This window comes from Paenibacillus sp. FSL H7-0703 (assembly GCF_038003485.1).
GTDB lineage: Bacteria > Bacillota > Bacilli > Paenibacillales > Paenibacillaceae > Paenibacillus > Paenibacillus polymyxa_B.
Window position 1 is genome coordinate 453,783 of record NZ_JBBOPF010000001.1, and the last position, 25,448, is coordinate 479,230.

At 43.1% G+C, this 25,448-nt stretch carries 20 protein-coding genes and 4 pseudogenes; 8 read left to right on the forward strand and 16 right to left on the reverse strand.

Annotated elements, in window-relative coordinates; genetic code table 11:
• Positions 1–64: 64 nt before the first annotated feature.
• The 7 genes and pseudogenes from MHB46_RS01750 to MHB46_RS26175 all read right to left on the reverse strand — a co-directional run.
• Complete coding sequence (locus MHB46_RS01750; protein ID WP_013310356.1) at positions 65–475, reverse strand: MarR family winged helix-turn-helix transcriptional regulator; 411 nt, start codon at positions 473–475, stop codon at positions 65–67.
• A 749-nt stretch (positions 476–1,224) separates the two neighbouring features.
• Positions 1,225–2,247: an NADH:flavin oxidoreductase/NADH oxidase gene (locus MHB46_RS01755; protein ID WP_341161397.1), complete on the reverse strand. Its 1,023-nt coding sequence runs from the start codon at positions 2,245–2,247 to the stop codon at positions 1,225–1,227.
• A 173-nt stretch (positions 2,248–2,420) separates the two neighbouring features.
• Positions 2,421–2,648: pseudogene (locus tag MHB46_RS01760) on the reverse strand (NAD(P)H-binding protein); the annotation flags it as partial.
• A gap of 352 nt (positions 2,649–3,000) precedes the next feature.
• Positions 3,001–3,570: a hypothetical protein gene (locus tag MHB46_RS01765; protein ID WP_341161398.1), complete on the reverse strand. Its 570-nt coding sequence runs from the start codon at positions 3,568–3,570 to the stop codon at positions 3,001–3,003.
• Between the two features lie 56 nt (positions 3,571–3,626).
• Positions 3,627–4,232, reverse strand: coding sequence for a hypothetical protein (locus MHB46_RS01770; protein WP_341161399.1), 606 nt, complete (start codon positions 4,230–4,232; stop codon positions 3,627–3,629).
• Positions 4,233–4,361: 129 nt separating this feature from the next.
• A complete protein-coding gene (locus MHB46_RS01775) occupies positions 4,362–4,580 on the reverse strand; it encodes a hypothetical protein (RefSeq protein ID WP_165179807.1) in 219 nt (72 codons plus the stop codon).
• 479 nt (positions 4,581–5,059) lie between these two features.
• Positions 5,060–5,392, reverse strand: a pseudogene (locus tag MHB46_RS26175) (ATP-binding protein); the annotation flags it as partial.
• 846 nt (positions 5,393–6,238) lie between these two features.
• On the opposite strand from MHB46_RS26175, the gene aiiA reads away from it, so the two are divergent.
• The 5 genes from aiiA (at position 6,239) to MHB46_RS01800 (ending at position 10,760) form a co-directional block, all read left to right on the forward strand.
• Positions 6,239–6,997: a quorum-quenching N-acyl homoserine lactonase AiiA gene (gene aiiA, locus MHB46_RS01780; protein ID WP_165179822.1), complete on the forward strand. Its 759-nt coding sequence runs from the start codon at positions 6,239–6,241 to the stop codon at positions 6,995–6,997.
• Between the two features lie 14 nt (positions 6,998–7,011).
• Positions 7,012–8,334, forward strand: coding sequence for an MFS transporter (locus MHB46_RS01785; protein ID WP_061830911.1), 1,323 nt, complete (start codon positions 7,012–7,014; stop codon positions 8,332–8,334).
• Between the two features lie 45 nt (positions 8,335–8,379).
• Positions 8,380–9,768 carry an amidase gene (locus MHB46_RS01790; protein ID WP_341161400.1) on the forward strand — a complete coding sequence of 463 codons (1,389 nt, stop codon included), beginning with the start codon at positions 8,380–8,382 and terminating at the stop codon, positions 9,766–9,768.
• Between the two features lie 29 nt (positions 9,769–9,797).
• Entirely contained in the window at positions 9,798–9,989 is a 192-nt protein-coding gene (locus MHB46_RS01795) for a hypothetical protein (RefSeq protein ID WP_165179820.1), read from the forward strand.
• A 159-nt stretch (positions 9,990–10,148) separates the two neighbouring features.
• On the forward strand, positions 10,149–10,760 hold the full coding sequence (locus tag MHB46_RS01800; RefSeq protein WP_165179819.1) for a TetR/AcrR family transcriptional regulator: 612 nt from the start codon (positions 10,149–10,151) through the stop codon (positions 10,758–10,760).
• A gap of 497 nt (positions 10,761–11,257) precedes the next feature.
• Here the strand turns inward: MHB46_RS01800 and MHB46_RS01805 are convergent, their stop codons facing one another.
• From MHB46_RS01805 to MHB46_RS01815, 3 genes and pseudogenes are all read right to left on the reverse strand, one after another.
• Positions 11,258–12,163, reverse strand: a complete 906-nt coding sequence (locus MHB46_RS01805; protein ID WP_341161401.1) for a hypothetical protein — start codon at positions 12,161–12,163, stop codon at positions 11,258–11,260.
• 984 nt (positions 12,164–13,147) lie between these two features.
• Positions 13,148–13,568 (reverse strand): annotated as a pseudogene (locus MHB46_RS01810) (NAD(P)H-binding protein); the annotation flags it as partial.
• A 357-nt stretch (positions 13,569–13,925) separates the two neighbouring features.
• Positions 13,926–14,798, reverse strand: coding sequence for a LysR family transcriptional regulator (locus tag MHB46_RS01815; protein ID WP_069292117.1), 873 nt, complete (start codon positions 14,796–14,798; stop codon positions 13,926–13,928).
• A 108-nt stretch (positions 14,799–14,906) separates the two neighbouring features.
• Here MHB46_RS01815 and dapA point away from each other — a divergent pair, with 108 nt between their 5' ends.
• Entirely contained in the window at positions 14,907–15,791 is an 885-nt protein-coding gene (dapA, locus tag MHB46_RS01820; protein ID WP_341161402.1) for a 4-hydroxy-tetrahydrodipicolinate synthase, read from the forward strand.
• A gap of 542 nt (positions 15,792–16,333) precedes the next feature.
• On the opposite strand, the gene MHB46_RS01825 is transcribed toward dapA, so the two are convergent.
• Positions 16,334–16,438: a DUF6254 family protein gene (locus tag MHB46_RS01825; protein ID WP_023988604.1), complete on the reverse strand. Its 105-nt coding sequence runs from the start codon at positions 16,436–16,438 to the stop codon at positions 16,334–16,336.
• 233 nt (positions 16,439–16,671) lie between these two features.
• Positions 16,672–17,586, reverse strand: coding sequence for an arginase family protein (locus tag MHB46_RS01830; RefSeq protein ID WP_341161403.1), 915 nt, complete (start codon positions 17,584–17,586; stop codon positions 16,672–16,674).
• Between the two features lie 106 nt (positions 17,587–17,692).
• On the opposite strand from MHB46_RS01830, the gene MHB46_RS01835 reads away from it, so the two are divergent.
• Positions 17,693–18,034 carry a winged helix-turn-helix transcriptional regulator gene (locus MHB46_RS01835; RefSeq protein ID WP_013310350.1) on the forward strand — a complete coding sequence of 114 codons (342 nt, stop codon included), beginning with the start codon at positions 17,693–17,695 and terminating at the stop codon, positions 18,032–18,034.
• Between the two features lie 152 nt (positions 18,035–18,186).
• Here the strand turns inward: MHB46_RS01835 and MHB46_RS01840 are convergent.
• The 3 genes and pseudogenes from MHB46_RS01840 to MHB46_RS01850 form a co-directional block, all read right to left on the reverse strand.
• Positions 18,187–19,810: pseudogene (locus tag MHB46_RS01840) on the reverse strand (glycoside hydrolase family 2 protein).
• Positions 19,811–20,090: 280 nt separating this feature from the next.
• The gene (locus MHB46_RS01845; protein WP_341161404.1) at positions 20,091–21,020 is read right to left on the reverse strand and encodes an ArsR/SmtB family transcription factor; all 930 of its coding nucleotides are present in this window, start codon (positions 21,018–21,020) and stop codon (positions 20,091–20,093) included.
• A 263-nt stretch (positions 21,021–21,283) separates the two neighbouring features.
• Positions 21,284–23,344, reverse strand: coding sequence for a beta-galactosidase (locus MHB46_RS01850; protein WP_341161405.1), 2,061 nt, complete (start codon positions 23,342–23,344; stop codon positions 21,284–21,286).
• Between the two features lie 149 nt (positions 23,345–23,493).
• Between MHB46_RS01850 and MHB46_RS01855 the strand changes: the two genes are divergently transcribed.
• A complete protein-coding gene (locus MHB46_RS01855) occupies positions 23,494–24,336 on the forward strand; it encodes an AraC family transcriptional regulator (RefSeq protein ID WP_165179812.1) in 843 nt (280 codons plus the stop codon).
• Positions 24,337–24,507: 171 nt separating this feature from the next.
• Here the strand turns inward: MHB46_RS01855 and MHB46_RS01860 are convergent, their stop codons facing one another.
• Complete coding sequence (locus MHB46_RS01860) at positions 24,508–25,395, reverse strand: LysR family transcriptional regulator (protein WP_341161406.1); 888 nt, start codon at positions 25,393–25,395, stop codon at positions 24,508–24,510.
• Positions 25,396–25,448: the final 53 nt, after the last annotated feature.

The following is a 25,448-nucleotide window of genomic DNA, read 5'->3' on the forward strand; positions in this document are numbered from 1 at the left end:
TCCTTTTATCTGATAGTCTTTGATGTTTGGTGAAGTATGGTGCGTCCTGCATCTGCATAGAAATTCAGCTTCTAGAGACAATAAGCTTAATGAGTCGAATCAGTTCTTTAGCATCCTCTTCGTCTAACTTTCGAAGAACATTCTCGGTCCATGCAATTCCTTCATTATGCCTATCAATCATAAATTGCTTACCTGAATCCGTAATGAATACAATCACCTTACGTTTGTCGTTGACATCAGTACGCCGTACAACTAGTCCTTTCTTCTCCAGACTCTTCAGTGCCGTTGCTACCCGTCCCGTACTGACGGACAAGTATTCACTCAAGTGGCCAGAGGTAACCCCGTCCTTATTGAAATTCAGACAAATGAGAATCCCCATTTCGCCACGTGAGAAGTGCCCTCGTTCCTCTAATGCCGGTTTCCGCGATTTGACGATATACTCGAATAGTTCTGTCGCTAATGCTTTATAATCCATTGGTCACAACACCTTCTCGCTAATACCTTATAGTATGAGATAATTAATCTTATAGTATAAGATAATAATAATGTCGAGTCACAAAGTCAATTAGAGAAAATATGGGATACAAAAAAATCCTCCGTAACTAGCTTGTATCTTTACCAATTTTTCTACACAAAGTCCAATGTAAAGACATCAGAGCTAAAACTGAATCTCTTCTTATGTATCTTCCTCTGAACATCTTCATTATTGTTTGTAAGGTCAAGTTCTACATGCCGTACTTTGATGAATCGTCTGGTCATCGATTCCGCCCACAGATTCAAAGCATATTCGGCAATCTTACGCACTTCTCCCGCCACAATCGGAAACCTTCTTCCATGCTCATGCCCAGGCAGCCAGCAAATTGGTTTGAGCAACAATATTCTGGATGCTCTCTGTGATCGCAGAGCTCATTAATTAGACCTTTTGTAGAGTACCTTGATAGAGTACTTTACAGAAGGTCTAAAGGACGTACTTTTTTTGCTTAATCGACCAATTCAAATTCCTTTATCGTTGCATTCGGACTTAAAATATTTTCCTGGTCGAATATAGCTAGAGGTTCATCATTTTTAACTTTGACAGGCCAATTATGATTAGCAAGAGCTCCTTTGCCGCCATAAAACGCAAGTTGCTCTCCTTGTGGTTGCACTGCTGATGAAGCCAATTTATTTGATTCGAATCGTTTTACTGACCCAAGCAGGCTCAATCAGTAATGTATACAGTCAGTCTTAAAACCCTGTAGTATACTGTGTAGGGATTGAAGTTTCTTTTTTCAATTTTGATGCTGCTTCCAGTGACCAATAAGGATTTCTCAACATCCCTCTACCCACAGCAACCAGATCGGCCTCTTCATTTCCGATAACTGCATTCGCCAAAATTGGATCTTCCAGTCTTCCAACGGCCATCACCGGAATATCCAGAGCTTCTTTGATATCTTTTGCCAAGGGGACTTGATAGGCTGCGTGAGTTCCTGGTCTGCCCCATGCAGCTATAGGTCCCTCACCGCCAGATGAAATATCAAACATATCTACTCCTGCCTTTTGATATTCCTTGGCAAAAGCAATGCTTTCCTTAATACCATATCCACCTTCTACATATTCTTTGGCAGAAATACGCATCAACAGTGGCATATCTTCCGGCATTTCGCCCTTCGCTGCCTGAATGATCTCCCGACCAAAAAGGGTAAGATCTTTACCATATTCATCTTCCCGTTTGTTCGTAAGCGGCGAATGAAATTGATGAATCAAATAGCCATGTGCACCATGAATTTCAATGCTGTCGAATCCAGCCTTAACAGCGCGAGCTACAGCAGCACGAAATTTTTCAACGAGTCCTTTAACCTCTTCTGTTGTAAGCGCGCGAGGTTGTTTAGAATTTTCATCAAATGCAATAGCAGATGGTGCTACAGGGACTTCAGCATCTTCTGCCTTGCGTCCGGCATGCGCGATCTGGATTCCCACTTTGGCACCGTAGCTGTGACAAGCATCTACAATCCGTTTGAGAGCAGGAATCTGCTCATCTGACCATAAACCAAGATCAAAATCGGAGATACGACCATCTGGCTCTACATCTGTCATTTCAATTATGATAAAACCAGCTCCGCCTACCGCCCGGCTAAGGTAGTGTATATAATGCCAATCTGTGGCGACCCCATCCTTTTTGTCAACCGAATATTGGCACATTGGAGGCATAACTACACGATTTTTCAATTCCAAACCTTTAATTGTATAGGGACTAAATAAATCTTTCATGTGAGAAAGACTCCTCTCTGATTTATATTATGAAATGCATCAATAAAATGCATGCACAAGCATATACATTAACATGTTTGTTTCATTTGTCAACTCTAGGCATGATTTCAAAACTTCAAAGTAATTGGTGCAAATAATTCTTTATTGTTTGGATTCACACTTGATCCTCATCTTCAGATTTTTTGCAATGCTTCGACAACTGAATCGTCACCAGTAATCAGATCAAATGCTCGCTTGTATGTGTTCTCCTCATCTAAAGCTGCCACAATGGCACGGGCTACATCCTCACGTGGGATACTGCCATAGGTGATATTCTCCGCGGCAGCCACTTTTCCCGTACCGATTTCATTCAAAAGAATCCCCGGTCTTATGATTGTGTAGTTCAAACTGCTGCTTTCCAGCTATGAGTAATGGCTATACTTGAGACAAAAGTTATTCTTACATTCCTAAAATTTCTAGTTATAAGTGATACTTTCTTGCTTTATAACTGAGACTTTTTACGTTTTTTTGGATTATAACTGAGACTTATCCTCCAACAATAACATAATCACACCCTAATATGATCACTCGTCATTCTATAACTGTGAAGAGAAATGAGAACCAGTAGATTCCTTTTAGCTACTGGTTCTACCTGAACCGCAACAGCGACACAACATCCGTTTGAGTAAACTGTGGGCGATCTGCCCGGCTAAAAAAGTCTCAGACATATACCAAAAAAAGTATAGCTAAATTCGTCTCATGTATTACCGTAACTCATACCTGCGTCAATATGCCGGAAGTGTATTCAATAAGATATCCTTTTTCACGAGCATATTTGATTGTGTTTCTAATCCGACGCTGAAACTCCATTGGTGATTTAACCTTTCCGATATGAATTTCTATCGTATTATCCCACCGAAAATAGCCGTAAATATTCGTCCCTTTACCAGGAACTCGTAGCCACCAGACTATTCGTGTTAAAGCTAAGCAATCCAAGAAGAATGCCATAATGTAGATTGGCAACCATGAAACCGGTGCATGACCTAAATACAAGAATAATCCAACGAGAAAACTAAATATAAAACTTATGCAAACAGTTTCAAGCGAACGCGCTTGATAAAGCCTGAAGCAAAATTTGAATCTCTTAAACATTTCATCCCACCAATCTTTAAATCTCTGCTCGTATCTCCCTGGTATCCAGCCGTCCCCAAATTTAACCTCCATGTAGCTACCCGCTTGGATCGGCTTACCGGCAACAAAATGCCGCAGGCCATTGCCGCTGCCTTCGTGTCCAAGTGTAATCAGATCTTCAATCATTCCATCTTTTTTCGGCTGCGGAGTCATCGGGTCCTTCTCCCCAACCCACTTCCTGACTTTCAGTTCCAACCCAGGGATCGGTTCTATCCAATCCGCATCCTAATAATATGTTCCGGTGTGATTCCGAAGTTATCCGCTGTAAATAGTATTCTAAGCTGACTAAAAGAGGGCACTGTCACAATTTCCTCTCCTACTTCGGGGTACCGTCGTAAGATTAAATCGGACCTCACTTCAGATACAAATTCATCGTTGCTTTTCAATTCAAATCGTGGCAGATGACTAATAAACTTGGATCGCTTTTTGCCAACTGCCTCTGCATCTTCTTCTTGCTTCCGGGATGCGTAAGGGTAGAGCAGATACATACCAAAATGATATAGATGAATATCTATCTTATTGTCCATGAGCTCGTCCACCAGGTACTTGAGCATTACGAGACGGTCAGGCTTCTTTTCGGCATTCAAAAAGATATCATATCTGTGTCTCAGGTTTCGAAAGAATCTTTCCGGGTATTGGTATACATATTTAGCTTTAGGGGAATCTTCCCATCTATCTATCCACCGACGCACAATAACTGGCCAGACGGCACCCGCATACCCGTTCATCCCTCGCTCCATGATTCGTTGAAAAAAGTCCTTGAGTTTCTGTAATTGTTCATTAAAATTATCTATCTTGGTTTGCGTTCCAGCCATAAAAAATCCCCCTTTTCAAGTCCTCAATTATTGGCATACATATCGACCTGCACCCGGCTGCAGGCTGGCCACTTCCCCAATCGATCTGATTGACTCCGCAGCCGCTTCCAGGTCCTCAATCAATTGAACTCAATAGGTTTCAATATATTTGATTACTTGATCTACAGTCGAAAAAGGTTCTTTATCTAACTTTTTTACCAATCGATCAAAAACCTTATTTTCAAATCCCGATTCATTTCTCAATACTTCAAACCGGATGTTCTCCTCTACCGCCGGCCCTCCAATTGTAACTTGATCTCCTATCAGCATACCTTCAAGATTAGCTTTTCGACTTAGGCTTAGTTTCATAAAACTCATCCTTTCCTTATTAATTAAGTCCAACTGATCGACTGCACAGCCCGTAGCAGTTATTCAATCAATCTTTACCTCTAAAAATTTTCTCCCGCTGGATTGATGGCTGAACCGAAACATTGTTATCTCCTGACTACAATCAATCATTTTAAGCCCATTATTTTTAAACAGGCATTCAGCATATCCTTGTTTTTATAGATTACAACAGTAATCTCCTGTCGTGCTCTCGTTAGCATTTGGTACAGCATTTTGTCCATACGATAGGGAGGTGCCCCCGCTTCTCTAGTAGACAAAAGCTGCCCAGAATCGTTGTAATAAAAACGCTCGTTTATTACAACGGCAACTTTATCAAATTCTTGTCCAATAACATGATGAGCGTTTCGATTTCCCACTGAGTACTTATCAATTGATAAAAGGTAATAGCTGGAACTGGTATAGTCGATTACTTCCCAACTATTTTCTTTTAACTGCTCTAACTAGTATCGCAAAGATTTTGCAGAATCAAAGTACTGAAGATGAATATTTTTATAGTCCATATTATTGTTGATATTATTGGTATTGAATAAATTGGTAATAAAAGCTGCAATCTCCTTATTAGTCCTTATCTTTTGAGTGAGTTTATATTTTTTATGATTTAATTGCTCAATCTTTCCGACTGAATTGTTTAAGAGTTCTTTAATTTTAGTAGTAAAGACTTGATCTGGGTCGTATGGAAAAACACATTTAACTTGGTTTTGTCTCACATAATCAATGATAATCTCTAGTTGGTGGATGTATATTCGCTGTGTTTCATCAACGATGATAAACTCATATTTTTCCTTTTTTTATAAAAATATATATAAATCTTTAATTGGGTGAGGTTGTAGGTCTAAAATGGTCTACCATTGATCTGTTCAATAAAACGATCACTATCAGACATACGGTCACTTCTGGTTCACTGAATGGAAAGTTGCATCAATTAGCAATTTATAAACTCAACCAAAGTTCCTATCATGACACAATAAATTATATACTGGAATATCTATCAATAGCAGTTCATATGAATGTATATAAGGAATTCATTACAACCACTGCTATGTATGAAAAAGTGCGAAAATTAGCTACAACTGAGCAGCAACAACAATATGAAAATATTATAAAGGGAGTGCTGACAAATGAAAAAAGCATTGGCGGATATGTGCCTAGCAGTTGCGCTTTTTAGCGCTATCGTTCCAATTACTACTCCTACTGAAACAGTTGTACCTTTCAACCACGGGTAAACGGGTAGTTTGTTAAAAGAGGCTGTCCCAAAACTAAACATTTGAACGCCCTCACCAGAAAAATAGAATGATAATCGTAAAAAGCCAAGGACTAAGCGGTCTGTTTTCGCTTAGCTCCTTGGCTTTTGTCTTGCGTGGCTCTTTAGCCGCAAATACTCTTGCTCACTTTGATATCGCGATCCCCTTGGTTTTTGTACACTGCGGCTTTAACGCAGCCCCGTTGTTTCTTTGCACTCCACCTAGGCGACATTCTTTAGCTTGGCGTATTGTTGCAGGTGTAAGGCTTTTGCCGAAGCCCAACCACCGTTGACAAATTGACATCGGACAGTTTGTCCGATATAATCAAAACAAAACGGACAAACTGTCCGAATTTATAATATGAAGGGTGAAACTGGGATGAATATAAAAAAGTTGTATTTTTTACCTGTAGGTGAATGTTTCCTAGATCAATCGGCAGTTAATCGAACCCTTGCCCCCGGGAAATTAGTCGGAATGCCTGTGTGGTCTTTTCTATTGGAAACGACCAGCGGGCCGATACTCATCGATACGGGAATGCCCGACGCTTTTATCAACAATCCCGATTACTACAAGGGGACTAGACGTGAAGGGCGCGTCGTCCCCAACATGTCTGACGGCGACTCAATCGTAAATGTGTTAAAGCGTGTAGGTTATCGACCTGACGATATTCAAATGGTCATTAGCTCCCATTTACACTTGGATCATTCTGGGGGAAACGGGCATTTCCGCAATACGCCGATCCTTATTCAAAGGGCAGAGTATGATGCGGCCATAAACAATGAGGATTACTCTCCATTAGAGTGCAGGCTGCCCGATTTACAATATCAAATCATTGAGGGTGACCATGAATTGATTCCGGGGGTTCAAATTTTATTCACTCCGGGTCATTCCCCTGGCCATCAATCAGTCCTTGTCACAACGGAAAAGTCGGGTCCAGTGCTACTGACAATTGATGTTGCTTATACTCGGGAGAACTTCGAGAATAGCGTACCGTTCTTGACATTCGATCAAGAGATGGCTGCCAAATCGATTACTCGCATGCAGGAGTTAATTCAGGATGTTCGGCCGTCCTATGTTTTCTTGGGACACGATAGAGATCAGGCGCAAAAATGCCGCACCTTTCCTGACTTCCTGTAATGGAGGGACAGGCTATGGATACTCAATCAATGGCTTTATCCGGCAATGAGCGGAAATTAATGGGGACACTTTGCTTGCTCATTATTTTCGGAAACATCAATATGACCATGTTTAATTTGTCTATACCTTCGATTTCCGCTGACTTTGCCCTGACCTCCTCGCAGGTGAGCTGGGTTATGGTCGGTTACAGCATTTTGATGGCTATCGGCGCCGGTACTTACGGCAAGTTAACGGAGTCCTTTTCCTTTCGCCAGCTGTATGTCATTGGTTTAATCCTTTTAGCTTTCGGCTCTATGATCGGCTTTTTTGCAGCTTCATACTTGCAAGTCATCATTGGAAGACTGCTGCAGGCAGCAGGGGCCTCATCCATCTCTCCCCTGTCTTATGCGGCAGTAACCCTGTATTTTAAGCCTACAGTCAAGGGACGGGTGCTGGGAACCTTATCCGCCACAATTGCCTTTGCTTCCGGCTTCGGGCCTGTGTTCGGCGGTTTCGTGGAGCAATACTTTGGCTGGCGTGCTTTGTTCATCGTGTCCAGTCTGAGCCTATTTGTTATCCCTTTGATATTCAAGTATGTTCCTGACAAGAAACACGACCGCGGTTCATTCGATTTTCTCGGAGCTGTTTTGTTCTCCGCGGGACTGGCGTTGGTATTGCTAGGGGTTACGAACTATTGGTTTATGCTCATTGCAGGAGCAGCAGTTCTTCTATGGTTCGGTACTCATATTCAGAAAAAAGAACATCCATTTATCGATGCATCTTTCATGAAAAATGCTCCTTACCGACGAATTCTAGGGATTGGATTCCTTACCTTCGTATGCAACACGGGGTTAACCTTTACTCTTCCTGTCATGATGAAGAATTCCTTTCATTTACCAACTAGTAAAATCGGTCTGCTGATGCTTCCCGGTGCCGCCTGTGCAGCCTTGCTCGGATCCCGGATCGGAGGTTGGACAGATCGTTTCGGAAGCTCCCGCGTGCTTGTCATATCGCAAAGTCTCGTCATCAGCGGATTTATACTACTGGGAGTATCCGTACATTTGCCGCCATGGATCGACGCTTTATTGATCATTATCCTTATGATTGGATTCAACGGTGTCCTCACCTCTAGCAGCAATTTAGTTTCGACGACACTCCGTTCGGCTGAGCTGGGTGTAGGGATGGGTATTTTCACACTGGCCTATCTCCTAGGCGGAGCATTCGGCCCTGCGCTGGTCGGCCGACTTATTGATCTAAAGATGCCTTTTTCTGTTGTTTATTTTACCATTTCCCTGTTGGCAATCCTGACATACTTATTCGCAAGAAAAGCAAATCGTAGCGGAAGCTATGGTAATTAGTTTGGTAGACTTACGACATGTCCGAAAGATACGGAGGATGAATAGATGAGTAAATTAAATTTCCAACTGTCCTTTGCTGCTATTCATGAGCTGGCCGAGGGGATCCGAACAAGGGAAATATCCCCGGTAGAGATTACAGAACATGCGCTTCACCGCATCGAACGTTTGAATCCGAAACTGAACGTTTTCGTTACCCAAACGTCCGAACTGGCGATTGAACAAGCGAAGCAATCGGAACGCGATATTATGCATGGTCGGTACAAAGGGCCCCTTCACGGGATTCCCATCGTTCATAAGGATCTATATTACACTAAAGGGATCCGAACAACTGCCGGTTCAAAAATATTGAACAGCTTCGTCCCCGATTACGATTCGACGGTTGCAGCTAAGCTACATGAGGCTGGAACAGTTCTGCTAGGCAAAGTACAGACTCACGAGTTCGCTGCGGGATTGACAACAACTAGCCCGCACTTCGGTCCTTGCCTCAATCCGTGGAACACTGAACTTGTAACGGGAGGTTCAAGCGGCGGCTCGGCTTCTGCTTTAGCGGCTGGACTTACTTATCTGGGCACAGGCTCGGATACCGGAGGTTCGATCCGCATACCCGCTGCTTTGTGCGGTGTCGTAGGGATGAAGCCGACGTACGGTCGGGTCAGTCGGTATGGTATCATTCCAATGGCCTGGTCATTGGACCACTCGGGTCCGTTGACCCGCTGTGTCATGGATGCGTCCCTGTGCTTGGATGTGATGTCTGGCTTCGATCCAAAGGATGAATCGACTGTCGATCTGCCTGCGCCAGGTATCAAGATGTATCCGAATGATCTCAGGGGTGTGCGTATCGGATTGCCGACAAGCTACTATTACGAGGATTTGATGCCGGAAGTGGAAGCTGCGATGAAGGCCGCTATCAATAAATTCCGAGAACTGGGAGCAGAAATCATCGAAGTTAGCCTGCCCCTGATCAAACATGTTAGAAGTGCGACGATGGCCATTATGATGACGGAAATGTACTCGTACCACGAGAAGTGGCTTGAGACAGAATTGGAACAGTATGGACCGGACGTCCGAATGTTTCTTGAAAGCAGTAGAGATATTCCGGCTTCCATTTACCTTCAGTCTCAGCGGGCCCGGCAACTAATTGTCAATGATTTTTTGAATGCATTGTCCGGAATCGACATCTTGTTGACGCCGGCAACACCGATCACTGCGCCGCGTGCAGATGATGATGCTAGTGTATTCAGATTGAACTCATTTACGGTTCCGACCAATTTGACTGGCTTGCCTAGCCTGAGCATGCCTTGCGGCTTCTCACCTTCCGGTCTGCCGATTAATATGCAATTGATTGGCCGCCCCTTCGAAGAAGCGACAGTACTAGGTATCGGCAATACTTATGAAATGAATACAGACTGGCACAAGAGACATCCGGATTTGTAAGCCTGACTATATTTGATGGAGGGTAATCTATGGATCAAAAGCAACTTAACTCTGAAGTTAGCAGGAAAGCATCAACCGAAACCGGAACAGATACGACGAGCGACAAGAAAAAAGCATACGAGCAGTTTATTCATACGATCGCAAGTTTAAAGGAACTGGACCTATCGGGCATTGAACCGCATTTGCCTCCAATTTACAAAAAGCACTATACCAAGAATTAAAAAAAAGCTCATCGGTCACCCAAATGAATGTATTTTTAATTTTTCACGAAATGTATTATAATTATGAAGACGGACAACATGTCCTATACACGAAAAACGGACATATTGTCCGTTTTTCGTGTTAAATAACAGTTAAATTAATGATGAAGGGAGATGTTTATGGTGAATTCAGAATCGCAATCTGTCTCTCTGAAAATTCCCAGAGAGGAGTTAAACCGAAGACGAATTTTGGCGGCGGCTAGAGAACTTTTCATCAAAAACGGTGTTGACAATGTCAATATGCATCAGATTGCGAAGACTGCTGGAGTAGGACAAGCAAGCCTATACCGCCGCTACTCGGATAAGGGCGACATATGTCAGGAGATCGCGTATGAAGAATACCAACCTTTGTTTGATGAAGTTCAAGCATTTCTTGATCAATCCCCAGAAACCGCTGCCTTGGACCGGCTTTACCATGTAATCGTAAGATATGTCTCTTTTTTAGAGGCGAAAGTTCCTTGGCTCTGTGAGGTCAGCCGGGCCTCAACCGGGCATCGTCCGTTACAATCTCCGTTATGTCAATGGATGCGCAATATAAGCAGAAATCTGCTAAATGAGGCCGTTGAACAGGGAGACGTATCCGGGGTGGACATTTCATATACTATTGAAGCCCTGCTGGCCGTGCTTCACAATATCGATTACCATCTCCAAGATGAAGGCTTTACAAGCCAACGAGTTCTTGATGGATTACACCGCATATTTATTGAAGGTTTAAGAGCTAATAGACATTAATTGAGGGGCTGGCCACAAAGCCACATAACATGGATGAGGGATAGTCCTGCGTAACTCCTCTTTTTATCTCATAATGGTATATTGAATGTACAAAGAAACCATATCCTTTCAAATGGTCGGGTGGTACCTCCATTTTACCCAGGAACGGTTTCTTATTGTTTTACAATTGGAGAACAGGACGTCCCTAGTCATTTTTATGACTTATGGGACAACCCTTTTTTTCTGCCAATGGCTGCTATGCGAATTGTCCGGATCGGACTTCCATGGGACGCTCTCCTTATTCGGTCTTCTTATCATCAGCAGCGCTCTTTCGTCTACTTCCTGTAGGCTTCGTAGCAGCAGGCTTAGTAGCCTGAGAATCCATGGAGAACAAGCAGGTTTTCATCTTATGTATTCCAAAATTGCAGTTGAAGAGATTTGTACAGCACTTGGGGATTTTATTAAAATTTAGTCTATCTTTCTCCTTACGGATATACAGTAATACTTCGGGCATAGATTTATATAAAGTATGGTAAAATAGCTTTCCTTACTACATTGATTGATGGATTTTCATGAGATAAATATAGACACCATACCCCACGAGAGAATACATCGATTCCAAGTGTAATCCAGGGTCGATCAATTACAAGACCTGTTACATCATCAATCACCTGCATATCCAAGCGTGTATGATCCATCTGAATAATATCCAACCTATATATGGCCTCTCTGTTTGCATAACCACGGGCGACTTCATCATAAATAGTCTTAGCCTTATTTATATTTCGAAGTCTTTCTACTGCCTGTTTATCAATTCGGTCAATAATATCGGAGATTGTGCTATATTTAACTTCTGCTTTGTTCACCTTCGCGCATCTTCGTTCTACTAATCTATGTATTGTTGCTTTCGATACACGATATTTATTTAGGTAGTCCCTTTCAAGACTTTCTTTTAATATTTCAATTTGCTTATCAGTAAGACGGACAAGAATAGTATCCAGTACAATTTCTTGCCGTTCTGGATGGCAAATTGTCATCACATTGTTATCTTTTCTTCCTGTGTATCCTTTTCCTTTATTTAATATTAATCTCTCAAGTCCTCTGGATATCGATGCGTCTTCGTATTTTCTATAATTTGCCAAAATGCGCGTAATGGTTGCCCTGGATCCGCCATACTTTTTCACAATTTTAGAGATTAACTCTTCTTGCTTAAGTTTAAACACTTCTTCATCCTCATGAAGAAGTTCCTTATATTTATCATTAAATTTTGACACGCCTTGAATATTACCATTCTTTATCTTTTCGAGTAAAATCAGCGGCTGTATCAGATCAAAACGTTTACTGACCTCGTCTCTTTTTTTCGGATCTAATTTTGCAAGTACATTATCGTATGACTTCTTCTCTTGTTGCTTCTCAAGTTTCATCGAGGCTTCCGGTACAAAAGTCGGGTGATTCACTAAATCAGTAAAAAATATCTCTAGATCCTCACCATCAGGCCTCCTTAGCCACACATGAGGGGGATTTATGGTAACTACCTTGAACTTTTTCCCATTAAGACAACACTAAGCATATATCCTGATTTGGTTAAATGCCATACAACATTCCTCCATCTATTTTTTCTACTTGGGGGTTCACCTGTGTGTTTAGTGATATTATGCTACGGGATGAAATAAGCTCGTTGAGATTGGTGATTAATGTTCCTTTTGCGATGAGGTGATAAATCAATGGTTTAATTAAGAGGGGATCTGTATTGTTTACGAATGTGGAGGCAAGATGGTCAACTGGACAAGACCCAAATACACTGAAGTCGATAGATAACAGGGTTATACCATTGTGAATAGTACTTTCTCTCTTTTAAAAAACCTTTCAAAAACTTAAGGTTACAGGACAGAGATATCGGAGGTGTTTTTGGGAAAACTACTTGATATTCCCAATCCTTTTTTGATGCGTATGTTCTACAATATTTATTACCCAATTCTGTTCGATCATTGTTTCGTTCTTCTTTGGGCTCCAGTTTTATTTGATAAAGTAATGGAATATACCCTTGCCTAAAAACCAAAACATCAGGAACATGGAACCATTCATGCCCTTCCTCAAAGATAGACACTTCAACTGGTTGTACATAATAACGAATCACTTCTGTATCCAATTCGAGATAGTAGTAAAAGAGACGTTCGGATAATGACTCATACTCAACGGTTCGTTTGTTTTCTGACTAAAAAAACTACCGATAATATGATGATGGTAGTGACTTCCACGGTTACTTACTTTTCGTTTTGGTAGATATAACTCATCTTCCAAACTCCACGTCCAACTTCTCCAAGCCATAACCAAACCCCCTTTACGAAAAGTATCAATTATGATTCTAAATTTGAATAATCAGTCTCAATTATTACCGTTACTCACACCAGCACTCTATCCGCATAATGTTTTGCTGCATAGTAGGGGAGGATATTGTCATGCCAGCTCTTCCGGTTATTCGCCTGAATTGCACTGACCATAATAAAACGATCAATACCTGCCTTTTCAGCCGCTTCAATTGTTTTCCCAGCACCATCAAGATCGATTAACAACGTTTTTTTCATATCCCGTTTTTCCACCAGAGCCAGCAGTAAACACTATAGCATCGCACCCCTTAGCGGCTTCTGCAATGGAGTCTACAGTCCCTTCCAAATCTGCAAGGATCGTTTCAACGCCCTGTTTTTGATAAGCATCAGCTTGTTCTTGTTTCCTAACCATCGCACGGACTGTGTGTTCTTTGTTTTATTCCAAAAAATGGATAGGATATTGTCCGATTTGTCCATTTGAACCTACCACCAAAACCTTCACCTAATCACTCCTCATTATTATATTTTTTCCTTTCCCATTAACTTAAATCACCATTCTTGGGCAGTAAGGTCGATCATCTTGTTCTAATTAAACATTAAGTAACCGAATGGTTTAGCACATTACCAAATAAAAAAACATGCGCATGCATTTAATTTAGTGAAAAAATGACTTGCTGTCAAGTTTTGAATACAAATATTGATTGCTTATTTTCTAGAAAAAATACGTCGATAGTTTGAATAAGCTTTGGTTCATCTTTGCTTTCTAAGTTCTCATCCTTCGGTACGTTAAACTTTGAGCGCTTCTGGTATCTACTAGGAAGCGCTCGTATTGTATATTAATTTTGATATGGAGGAAAATCTATATTCTCATGCTCTCCATAAAAAAGCTCAATGCGTTGGACACCCACTTTTTGGGATGAAGAACAAGCTGAATTTCCAGTTTGAGCTCGGCATGCTCAAAGGGTAACACCTTCAGCTCTTCCCGTTCGATCTCCTCCAGTGCAGCCATTAGAGGTAGAATGGATATACCCTCTCCAGTCTTGATGCTCCGTTTGATCGCTTCCGGATTACCCAGCTCCAGACTCACGCGATAGGTGATTCCATTTGCTCGAAGCACTCTCTCCAGCAGTTGTCTGTAGTTGCACGTATGCTCGGGCATGATCCACTCCGCATCAACCAGATCATTCAGGTCGATTCGCTCTTTAGCGATAAGCGGATGGTTCGGATGGACAATCAGCACAAGCGGTTCTTCTCGAATGGTAATCCACTGCAAGGCCGGATTGCTTGAATCGTCCGCGAGGATCAACCCAACATCGGCCTCCCCTTCCCTCACCTGGTGCAAAATCATCTCTTCGCGATCCGTATGCAATCGTATGTTCAGATCTGGGTATTCTTTGCGAGTCGCCTGCATATACGGCGGCAGAAAATACGAAGCGATGGAATCCATAGTACCGATCGTCATGGAGCCTCCGCCCTGCTTGGCCAATTTTTCTTTCGATTGCTCGAAAAGCTCCAGCATTTGTCCAGCAAGCTTGAACAGCTCTTCTCCGGCGGAGGTAAGACGAATCTTATTGTTATTGTAGCGCTCGAACAATTTAACTTGATAGGTTTTCTCCAGCTTCTGAATCTGGGTCGTGACGCTGGATTGTGCGTAACCGAGCACTTCTGCTGCTCTTGTAAAGCTTTCACGAATGGCAACTTCCCGAAATGTTTGAAGATAAATGAAATCCAATCTGGCCACCCCATCGAAAATTTTGATTAGAATCATCGTTTATTATAGATAACTCTGATGCTGTTTCCTATGTTACATTAGATTTAATTCAACGGGAAGGGATAACTGATGATGATGAACGAACAACATATTCATGGGATTTTCATACCGCTGATTACACCTTTTACGCGTGACTATAAGTTGGACATCGATTCGTACCGGAAGTATGTTACCTATCTTGCAGGCCATGACATCCAGGGTCTGGTCGTTAACGGTACGACAGGAGAGTCGCCAACCGTATCCTGGGATGAAGTGAAGCAGATGGTACATGTGACGCAGGATGTTCTGAAGAGCATGAACAAAACCATTCCGATCGTCATTGGCACGGGTACGAACGATACCTATTCAACGGTGCATCGGACGGAAATGGCGGCTGAATTAGGAGCGGATGCAGCCATGGTGGTCACTCCGTATTACAACCGGCCGACGCAGGAAGGAATATTGGAGCATTTCCGTGTCGTATCTCGTGTAGGCCTGCCTGTGCTAGTATATGAGATTCCGGTTCGCACGGGTAGTCGCATGACAATAGATACAATACGCAAAGTGCTGGACCTGGATGGCATAATTGGGCTCAAGGACAGCACGGGCGGTCTTGATCTGCTCTTAAAATTGACCCAGTACGAGACCAAGCCTGTCCTCTGCGGAGAGGATACCTATTTCCATGCCATGCTATGCCAGGGGGCTACCGGTGGTATGCTTGCATCCGCTCATCTCCATATCCAGAAGTATGTGGATATATACCAACGTTTTGTGGCTGGCGACATGAACGGGTCGCGAGACAGTTTTATGCTACTGGAACCGATGATCCAGCATGTATTTGCAGAGCCAGCCCCGGCCGCGATCAAGTGGTGGCTTACCCAGCAAGAGATTATTGCCGGCGAGCAATTGCGTCTGCCACTTATGCCCCTGTCGGATCAGGTGAAGCAGGGTCTCCTGAATTCAATCGTATCCTGATAAATCAGCTTATCTCAGACTCCCCAATCATAACGTAGAAGAAGCATCTCCTGGACAGGAGATGCTTCATTTCTTAGCCGGAACAGGCAACCTTTAGAAAAACGAATTTAAGAAGATACCCTCTATAGTAGAACGCTGTAAATTACTGGTCCAAAATAAGTGAAGATGTATGTGACGCATAGCAATTTGGTGTTCGTAGACGCGTCTTTTATCGAGCTTAAAAAATGTCCGAAAGATCACTGCGCATCTTCCTCCCCAACCAACCCCAACTTTCTGCCATCAGGAAAACATTTTTTACAAGTCCCGCTATCTGCATTGGGTTGTTATACAAAGAGAATATTATGAATAACTACATACTCAGCGTTTTCATCCTAATGAGGTCTGCAATCTGAAAAGCTTACAAGCAATAGCTGGATGGTTATTAGTAAATCCAGCTGCAACATTAAAGGGATTATTTCCTGTAAGCGAAATTATTGCAAAAAGAGGGCTGCCGATGAATTTCACCGACAGTCCTTCTCTTTCAAGCAGTATACTCCTCACTCCTATTCGCTGGACAGCTCCTTGAGCGATTTGACTTTACCATGGGGATGCTGCTCTTGCTTTCGTGACTTCCAGGCTGCTTCTTTCCTTTTCTTCTGGTGAGCCATAACAGATATCCTCCTTTGGAAATTGTGATGTATACTACTTTCTTAAGTTGTCATTTCTCAGCTCTGTTCATTCATAAAACTAAATTCGTTGAATTTTCTCCTAAATATCACAATCCCAAATATAGGATGTCAAAATCGCTTAATCATAAAAATACACTCACGCACTTTATGTTTGCGGGGGTGTATTTTTATGATTAAGCAGCTCATTGTTCTATTATAATCCATGTATGAACTTACTTATTTAAAATAGGTATCTCTCCAAGCAGATTCTTTAAGTTAATAGCATCCCACGGCATATGCTCCGTTATACCTAATCCAACTACATCTGTTTCTTCAGATAGTTCTTTAATCAGATTAAGTAGCTGAGGCATTTGCATTGTTCCCGCAGGAGAAAAATTATAGGGTGCTTCAGGGTTGGCGAACAGTAAAGAACGAAATGCTTTTGGGTCAAGCACATCTAAATCAAGGTGAATAGCTAGATGCTTAATGCCACTTTCTTTAATCCACTCTCTAATAGATTCAGTACTATTCGTTAACTCTTTGGTTCCTGCAGTTTTAATCCCTAGTCTTTGAATCACTTCTGTGTCTGATTCTGCAGGAGCTATACCTAGTCTTTGAAACGCTTCTGAAATGGCTTCTGTTTCTTGTTCTGTAGGAGCCGCTAATCCCGCGATAAAAACATTTTCAGGTTTTAGTGGGATTTTCACACATTTTGCAAACTCCTCATCTCCTTCTCCCAAAAGATTTCCGAGCGGTAATGTATGTCCGTTATCATAGCTCACATATCTAACTAAATCACTGTGAGCATCGATCCAAATTAAACCTAATTCCCCACCGTATCGTTCGTTCAAATAGGCAAATGGAGCTTGTTCCACTAAGCAGTCACCACCAAACATTACAATACGATCTGGCTTATGAGCATCAATGATATGCTGAGCCGCCTCTAACTGTTCAAGTAGCTGTTTTCTCCCATTCATACCGTTTTCGTTTTCAAGCGGAGTACCGTTATAAGCTTGAATTGGAACATGAATAAGGGGTTGATCATTATCCGGAGCTAGCCAAGCAAGCAGTTCGGCTCCAAAAGAGTAATTAGGATTGTTTCCCCCTTGCCATTGTGGCATTAAGAGGCGTATTGTTTTTTTAGTCATGTTCTTCTCTCCTTTACTTCAAAAGTAAGGTTAGTATAAACTGAACACAAATAAAAACGTAGTACGCACTATTTTGATAGGTACTACCCGAAAGGATATTGTAAACATGAGTATGGCTGAATTTAAAGGTAAAGTTAAAAACATTCAAGATACACCTTTTGGTTATACAGTTTCACTGATTGGTGGTAAATGGAAAATGGTTATTATTTATCTCCTAGCCGAAAACCGAACAGTTCGCTTTAATGATCTGAAAAGACAGATAGGGGCTATTACTTATAAAACATTGAGTTCACAACTAAAAGAATTGGAAGCGGATGGTCTGGTGAATCGAAAAGAATATCCTCAAGTCCCCCCTAAAGTCGAGTACAGTCTCACAGATAAAGCAGAAACGCTATTACCTGTTTTGGAAGGGTTATGTGAGTGGGGAACAAAAAACCAAAATAATTAAATCCAGTTTTCTACTAAAATCCTGTATGCGAAAAGTTGTCCTGTTTTCCAACATTGCTATTCCAAGTTTAAACTCTCTAGTTAAGTGAATCCAGCAATGGCTGAACAAAAGCATGCAACCGTTCTGCAAATTCTATTATCTTAATTATCGCTTCAAGCCAGATTTATTTCCCGAATCACTTCAAGCGGAACCTTCGGTTTTCGGTCTTCCGTCAACATTCCGTTAACTTCCTGCTGTACATCGGTTACCTGTGTATAGCAATAGCCCGAGAGATAGGGGGTCGCTTTAATTGCTCCGGTGATTGCACGGAAACGTTCGATAAAAGCTTCGACTGAATCCACCTGGTTTCCGTATCCCCAGCCCTTGTCCGTGTGGAAGGCAATGCCGCCGAATTCGCTTATGATAATCGGTTGTCCTCGGTAGGCATATCCTTCTGCAAAGGCATATTTCCAATTGTTAAAGGAGATGCTGTTGTTTACGATGCTTTCCTTGTCCTGATATCGCTCCAAAAACTCTTCGCCCGTCTCCACATAATCATGAAGGGTCAAAATATCCGAGCCCGTATGCTCCCAACCGTCATTGGTAACCACCGGACGATACGGATCAATCGTCTTCGTCAGATGATAGATCGTTTGCGTGAACTGCTGCTGCCTTACATCATGTCCAATGGTCGATATGCCCCACGATTCATTGAACGGAACCCAAGTTATGATGCTTGGATGATTGTACTGCTGCGGCACGATTTCCAGCCATTCCTTCGTAGAGCGGCTAACCGCCTGATCATTGAACTCAAAGGTCGACGCCATTTCTGACCAGACGAGCATGCCTTTCACATCACACCAATATAAAAAGCGAGGGTCTTCCAACTTCATATGTTTACGAACCCCGTTATATCCCATCGCAGCTATTTTATCGATATCTTCGATAAGAGCTTCTTCAGAAGGGGGAGTCAGATGAGTTTCCGGCCAGTAGCCCTGATCTAGAATCAGCCGCTGGTAAAGAGGGCCATTATTCAATAGAATCCGTCCGTTTTCAATCGATATTTTCCGCATGCCAAAATAGGAATACACCCTGTCACTCTCTTTCTCATCCTCATACAGAGCAAACTCTACATCGAACAAGTTGGGCGATTCCGGTGACCACAAGCACTGCTTCCATGAACCACCCGCTTCATGAAATACATGGGCCTCCACCGTTATCCAGGGCCTGTCGGCAGATAAGCTGACCTTTTTCACATGCTGTCCTTTCAGCGCAATCCGTGTCTCCAGGCGTAAATTATCTTTAGCCTCAATACCCATGAGCTGAAAGTCAAAGCGGATCATATGACGGTCGATATCCGGTGTTATCTTGACCTCATTGATTCTTACCTCATTCACATATTCAATCCACACACTTTTCCAGATTCCGGTGCTCTGTACATAAAAGCATTCAAAGTTTTGATCCACCCAGCGCTGCTTTCCCCGGGGCTGCGTGCAGCTCTGACTATCCTCCACTTTAAGCACGATGCTATTCTCCGAGTCGTAAGTGATATAGGGTGTGATGTCGAAAGAAAACGCAGCATAACCTCCTTCATGCTCACCAACCATAATTCCGTTCACCCAGCATTTCGCTTTATAATCTACACCCTGAAAATGTAGAATTGTCCTTTTCGCATTGCTCGCTTTCACCCATTTTGCCGTCGTCGAAGGCGAAATCCCACTCCCCATTCAAATCCAGCCACTCTTTGCGGACAAATTGCGGCCTTGGATAATTTTTGATATAAGCGTTTGTAGTCATACAGTTTCCACCTATCCTTTGATATATAATTAGTCACCTTAGCCTGATGATTTTACAGTGTATTGTTATCATCTGTAGGTCCGATCGTCATCCTTTACTTCCGCTTTGAAATACAAACAATAAAATCAATTTGTTACACTATTTTTGTATCTTTAAGGGATTATATAGCGATGCGTTTTTAATGTAAACGCTTTTAAGTTAATTTTATGTAACTAATAAACTGAATAAGGCTTTAGCTACAGAACACCTGCAACTAAAGCCTATCTACCTCACCCATATCTCAATTCATGACATAATTCACAGTCATTTTAATATTCTGATCATAATCTCCAAATTGCTTTCCGAACAGGTTGAGCCCACCTTGATGCACCGCATCTGGCTTAATTCCGATCCGTAGATGCAACTTGTGGCTGTTTTGCAGGTTGAGCTGATCCAGTGTAACCGAGGAAACCTTCTCCATATCCAGCGCAGTCTTCTCTTTATCTACTCGCCAGGTCTTGAGCAAACCATACTGGGTAGACCACTCATACCACCAGGCAGGATTCAGCTTGCCGCGCCTGTCTCCAAAATCACCGGGACACGTCCACATACCAATCTCCACGCCATTAATCCACAAGGAAATATCGGAAGGCCAATTGTTGTCATAGTTCGGTGCTTCTGAGCACATTTCCATCGATAGCTCAAGCGATTCTATTCGCGCTCCTGCTGGTATTTCGAGCGGCATTAAATACTCGACATAGCCCTTGCGGAACCATATCATCTGGGCTCCGATATGCTTCGGGTGAAAAAAACTCGCCGGTTCGTCCTCACGTATGATCATCCCGTCGGCATTGGCCATACCACACGTCGGTGAAATCTCACAATCGCTATAATGACCGATCGGCATGTCCACTTCGTAGATCTGTACATCCCCTTTGGGTACTGCTTTTTCAAGCTTTAGCACAATATGAATGTCATCATAATTGCGGCTGCACATCTTCATCGCGCCGCGAGAGGCAGGCAGAAGCTCTGTATTAATCAGTCTAGCTGCCTCCAGAACCTTGATATTGTTGGCTACTGTAGATACCGGAAGTTGAAGTGCTTCCGCTATTTCTACAATATTAAGGTTTTTGGAAATCAAGAGGCGGAGAATATCAACTCGGGAACGGGTGGATAAAGCATGCGTAACCGTTACCAGCTTGTCCGGATCATCAAAACTAAGCTCAAGCATTGCATCACTCATCTCATTTTACTGTGATTATATTACAGTAAGTTTACTTGTATGCTTTGAAATAGTCAATAATATTGTATTAAATCATTATTTTTGTATTAAATACCGATCATGTTCGATTTTTCTGGTTCAAGAACCCATAAGAAAGACAACGATTATTGAGCCGAACCCTGTACACAAAAGCAACACGTTATTCCCTTGCTTTATGCAATAAAAAGCCACTGATCTTCGAACTAAGATCAGCGGCTGATGCTCTAATCATTTTAAACTTTCTTTAATACCCATACTCCATACGGTTCCAATGGTGCGGTACCAGTAAGCCTGCTACCGGAAAGGAGTTCCTCCGTCTCAACTTTCAGTTTAATCATAGCCGTTTCTCCGCTGTAATTCAGTAGAATTACCAGCTCTTCTTGTACATCCGCACGAATAGCGACTTCTACCGTCGAAGGAGCTTGGCACCACCCCGCAAGCGGAGATGTCACCGGCAGCTGTCTTAGGAGCTCAGCCGCTAACGCTAAGTCAAAAGCTGCACCCCAATAGTAGACCAGTCCCTCACCGACACGGTTGACAGTCAAGGCCGGTTTCCCTTCATAGTAGCTTGATGCGTACTCTGCGAGTACTTCTACCGTATCAGCATGAACATTCAATATATCGTTGAAGCCTGGAGCCCAAAAATCAAGTTCTTGATCCTTAAATCGCACCGATACAGGTGCTGCCGTCCCATTTATCATCGTAAAGTCCTCTACGTGAACGCCGCTCATTGCGGCTGCAGGGCCTGGGAGTAGCTGCATACGGCAGTGACCAAACTCGTTCTTATAACCGGTGCGGCAGCCAAAGATCAGGATGCCCCCATTCTCTACATATTTCTGTAACATAGCTGCCGTACTGTCTCGTAGGATCGCCGGATGCGTGTATACCAGCACCTTGTAATTAGCCAGTTCCCGCAGCTGTTCTGATTCCATACCCGGACGGATTGTAACTATATCCGAAGGTATATGTCCATACTGCAGTGCCTTGTACCAGCCGAGCTCACTTTGCTTTGTCAAGGGACCATACCATTTATCCAACTCGCCATCCCACTCGTTATCATAATCGCGAAGTAGAGCAACCTCTGCCACGTAGCGTTTGCCAAGAATCCGCCCCCCGACCTTTTGCAGCTCCTTTCCGACGCGGCCTGCTTCTGCGACCCGACGATTCGGCTGATTGTGATAATCATTGATTCCATGCCAGTACATTTCCGTACCAAACGTTGCCGTTCTCCAGCGGAAATACAAAATCATGTCTGCCCCGTGAGCAATGCTTTGGTAGGTCCACAATCGCATCTGCCCCGGGCGTGGAGATGGCATCTCCATCCTGTTCACCCATCCTCCCGGACCGGATTGCTGCTCCATCACGCAGAAATTTGGTGAAATCCCTCTGACGTTACTTAAAGAAAGCCCCCACTTGCGATCCAGCAATGGCTTCTCCCCTTGGTCCGGATAAATGGTACTAAATTGAGGATAAGAATCGTACGAGAAAAAATCAAGCAGTTGATCCGTCATCCTATGGCTATCCAAATGCCCGAATACACCGTTGGTTGTCACCCACTGATTAGGCGCCACTGACCGAAGTATGTCCACTTGTAGCTTGGCAAACGAAATGGTGTTATCGGATATAAATCGTTTCTCGTCCAAAGCCTGATGAGGATTCGTTGACCCAGATACGGTCGGACGTGTTAGATGGACCTGCTTCCAGCTGTTATAAGTTTGATTCCAGAATACAGCACCCCAGGCCTTGTTGAGCTGCTCCAACGTACCGTATTTTTCCTCTAGCCAGCGCCGGAAAGCCTGATGATCTGCCTCGGCATAGAAGACGTTTATCTCGCAGTTCAGCTCATTATCAATTTGCCACCCAATGATGGCCGGATGATCTTTGTAATGTTGTGCCATCTCTCTTGTAATACGTGCGCAAAGCTCTAAATAAATGGGACTACTGTAGTTATAATGCCGACGCTGACCATGTTGGAACGTGACCCCCTCCATAGATACGTTCAGCACCTCGGGATACTTATAAGTAAGCCATGCTGGTGGCGTAGCTGTTGGTGTGCCCATGATCACTTGAATCCCGTTCGCATCTGCCTGCTCCAAGAAACGGTCAAACAGCGTGAATTCGAACTTTCCTTCCTCCGGCTCGAAGATCGACCAAGCAAATTCTCCAATCCGAATGATGCTGAAGCCTAGTTCCTTCATTCTTATGAGATCGTCCGACCACAACGATTCGTCCCAGTGTTCAGGATAATAACAAGCTCCCAAATGAAAGCGATCTAAAGATAAGGATTTCGGCATGCTCCAATTCTCCTTCAGTAGAAGTGATAGTACGAAAATGTGATTCTCTGGTAACCGTATCTATTGTAATATAGGAATAAAAGGATTAGAATAACTCGATTTTGCTAATTGAATTACTTTTTTGCTAACTTACTCAAGGAGATGGACACATGATTAAAATAGATTGTTATCTTCCTTCGCCCATTCTAAATAAAGGTATGCTGTTTCCCGAATCATTAGGGCGTTACAAGAACTTCCCTAATCATGGGGAGCGAAGGAATGCAGGATTACTGAAAGAATACAATTTACATATCATTTTTGCAGGCAAAGGCGTTATTGTGCATGATGGGAAGGAAATCGAGCTTACCCCTGGCATGGGCTTTCTTTTCGACAAGCATACGACGCAGCAATATCGAACAAAACCCGAGGATCCCTGGGATGTTCGATGGATTCATTTCGACGGGCAGGACGTAGATTCGCTATTACAAGGTCGAAGCATTCACGAACCGTATCTGTTCTCGCTCCACCGACCAGAACGTTTAAAGCCACTGATGGAAGAAATGCTGCAACTTGCCCAAACTTACCGTCACGACTATGATGTACGGATCTCTTCCCTGCTTTATGAGGTTCTTCTGGAGATCATCCACCATTCCCACCAAATTTTCGGCACCTCTCCCGGCGGCACCGTCCATGAGAGGATTCGTCATACGGCGGAATATATTCGTATGCATTGTCGGAACATGCTCGATTTGAAGACAATGGCTGCGACGTCAGGTTATAGCTCCTTTCATTTTAGCCGGCTCTTCCATCAGATCATGGGCAGCACCCCAGCTCAATATTTGCTCCAATGCCGAATAACGCTGGCCAAACATCTCCTTGTATCCACGGCACTCACTGTAAAGCAGATTGCACTGGAAACTGGCTTTCATCAAAGCAGCTATTTTATCAAGAGATTTCGGGAGCATACAGGCATCACACCGGAGCAGTTTCGCCAGCTGAGAAGGATGGGTTAGTACAATCTAAAAAACTCCTTCAATAGCTGGGCATGTGTGTATGGCAGCGTACAAATCGAAATTACAAATTTTGCAGTTGAATAAAAGAATAAGCGGCCGCTTAGGACGTTTGGTTAACATGTCCTACGCTACCGCTTCTGTTAATGTTTTTTATTTCGCTTATATATGGGATTATATTGTCTGTTTGGATATTGCTCCGAAATATTCTACAACTACCTCACGGAATTCCAGAGCAGCCCGCGAAATATACCGACTCCTGTGCCATAATAAAGCGATCTCCCGTACCAATTCGTGATTTTCTACTTGAAGATATTTAAGATGTTCCCGTGAGTTTCTTGCCGTGCTTGGTATGAAGGCTATGCCAATTTCAGCTTCCACAAGCGTACTAAGCCTTGCAGGTTCATCCCCCTCATACACATACTTAGGTATAAAACCTTCCGATTTGCATACAGAGTCCACTAAATCGCGAGTACCGTAGCCTCTCTTTACACCGACAAACCATTCATCCCTTAGATCTGTCAACGTTACACTGCTTCGATCTGCCAGCCGATGCCCCTTTGGAACAGCTACAAGGATTGGGTCGATAAACACGATTTGGCATTCGATGTCATCTCCCTCTATTGGAGGTGAGGACAAGCAAAAATCGACCTCTCCTCTATGAAGCAGCGTTACCATTTCCTGCGTGGTCAGCATTTGCACATGAAATTGAATAAAGGGTCGCTTTTTCCGAAACTCTCGCAGAATATTGGGTAATGTGCTTGCGGTGGTCACTGCCAATTCGAGAGTGCCATGTTCCGGGCTGGATAAATCACTTAGCTCCTGCTTCCCCTGCTCCAATTCAAATAAAGCCCTCTCTGCACGGTGAAGGAATCTACTTCCGAACTCATTCAATCGCAGTTTCCTCCCTGTTCGATCGAATAGAGGAACCCCCAGATCTTCCTCCAGGCGATGAATCGTTTTGCTCAGCGACGATTGAGTAACGTGCAGACTTCGTGAAGCTTCGGTCACATGTTCCAAACGAGCTACCGTCAGAAAATATTGCAGTTGGAGAAGTTCCATTATGATCCCCCATTCATTCCCTCAAGTCAATGAGATTATAACATCAAATGCGT

Coding starts and splice junctions, on each gene's coding strand:
- MHB46_RS01805 (WP_341161401.1), bottom strand. CDS start 12,163: ATGAAACTTGAGAAGCAACAAGAGAAGAAGTCATACGATAATGTACTT.
- MHB46_RS01835 (WP_013310350.1), top strand. CDS start 17,693: ATGAGTATGGCTGAATTTAAAGGTAAAGTTAAAAACATTCAAGATACA.
- aiiA (WP_165179822.1), top strand. CDS start 6,239: ATGAATATAAAAAAGTTGTATTTTTTACCTGTAGGTGAATGTTTCCTA.
- MHB46_RS01765 (WP_341161398.1), bottom strand. CDS start 3,570: ATGACTCCGCAGCCGAAAAAAGATGGAATGATTGAAGATCTGATTACA.
- MHB46_RS01825 (WP_023988604.1), bottom strand. CDS start 16,438: ATGGCTCACCAGAAGAAAAGGAAAGAAGCAGCCTGGAAGTCACGAAAG.
- MHB46_RS01775 (WP_165179807.1), bottom strand. CDS start 4,580: ATGAAACTAAGCCTAAGTCGAAAAGCTAATCTTGAAGGTATGCTGATA.
- MHB46_RS01755 (WP_341161397.1), bottom strand. CDS start 2,247: ATGAAAGATTTATTTAGTCCCTATACAATTAAAGGTTTGGAATTGAAA.
- MHB46_RS01750 (WP_013310356.1), bottom strand. CDS start 475: ATGGATTATAAAGCATTAGCGACAGAACTATTCGAGTATATCGTCAAA.
- MHB46_RS01800 (WP_165179819.1), top strand. CDS start 10,149: ATGGTGAATTCAGAATCGCAATCTGTCTCTCTGAAAATTCCCAGAGAG.
- MHB46_RS01770 (WP_341161399.1), bottom strand. CDS start 4,232: ATGGCTGGAACGCAAACCAAGATAGATAATTTTAATGAACAATTACAG.
- dapA (WP_341161402.1), top strand. CDS start 14,907: ATGATGATGAACGAACAACATATTCATGGGATTTTCATACCGCTGATT.
- MHB46_RS01855 (WP_165179812.1), top strand. CDS start 23,494: ATGATTAAAATAGATTGTTATCTTCCTTCGCCCATTCTAAATAAAGGT.
- MHB46_RS01785 (WP_061830911.1), top strand. CDS start 7,012: ATGGATACTCAATCAATGGCTTTATCCGGCAATGAGCGGAAATTAATG.
- MHB46_RS01790 (WP_341161400.1), top strand. CDS start 8,380: ATGAGTAAATTAAATTTCCAACTGTCCTTTGCTGCTATTCATGAGCTG.
- MHB46_RS01795 (WP_165179820.1), top strand. CDS start 9,798: ATGGATCAAAAGCAACTTAACTCTGAAGTTAGCAGGAAAGCATCAACC.
- MHB46_RS01850 (WP_341161405.1), bottom strand. CDS start 23,344: ATGCCGAAATCCTTATCTTTAGATCGCTTTCATTTGGGAGCTTGTTAT.
- MHB46_RS01845 (WP_341161404.1), bottom strand. CDS start 21,020: ATGCTTGAGCTTAGTTTTGATGATCCGGACAAGCTGGTAACGGTTACG.
- MHB46_RS01860 (WP_341161406.1), bottom strand. CDS start 25,395: ATGGAACTTCTCCAACTGCAATATTTTCTGACGGTAGCTCGTTTGGAA.
- MHB46_RS01830 (WP_341161403.1), bottom strand. CDS start 17,586: ATGACTAAAAAAACAATACGCCTCTTAATGCCACAATGGCAAGGGGGA.